Source organism: Rhizobium pantanalense (assembly GCF_030182525.1).
Classification (GTDB): Bacteria; Pseudomonadota; Alphaproteobacteria; order Rhizobiales; family Rhizobiaceae; genus Rhizobium.
Genome location: NZ_JAQJCH010000053.1, coordinates 1 through 454, shown reverse-complemented (window position 1 = coordinate 454; position 454 = coordinate 1). Strand labels below are relative to the sequence as shown.

The 454-nt window shown below is 54.0% G+C and carries 1 protein-coding gene; it reads right to left on the bottom strand.

Features of this window, described 5'->3' with window-relative positions; genetic code table 11:
- The coding region (locus tag PH558_RS34095) for an HlyD family secretion protein (RefSeq protein ID WP_285208570.1) at positions 1–454 on the bottom strand (454 nt) is incomplete at both ends.

Below are 454 nucleotides of genomic sequence, written 5' to 3'. Positions count from 1 at the left end.
GACTGAACCTTTGAAAACATCGCTGCGACCAAGCAGCCGAACCTGTGCGGCCAGTCCGGGATAGATTTCGTCATAATCGACTTCGGGAACAAGGATGTCGACGAACAACTCCCGGCAATCGAGGATTCGCATGAGCTCATTATTGAGCACGACATTGGAGCCATTGACGATGCTTCTGCTCCAAACGACTCCGTCGAACGGGGCCGTCGCGGTTGCGGATTCGAGGCTGCTGACTCGAATTCCTTCTTCTGTCAGTTGCTTTTCGACTTCGGCGCCCCGAGTTTCGTTCTCAGCGATCCGGGAATTCAGGTCGCTGATGTGGACTATGACTTCGTCCTGGCGCTGGCGGGAATAGGGTACGTCGTTCTGTCCATCTCCGAAGACAAAAATACCCTGTCGAACGGCGTTCAGTCGTTGCTGCAATTGATCGACAGTCAAGTTGCTCACTTCCACC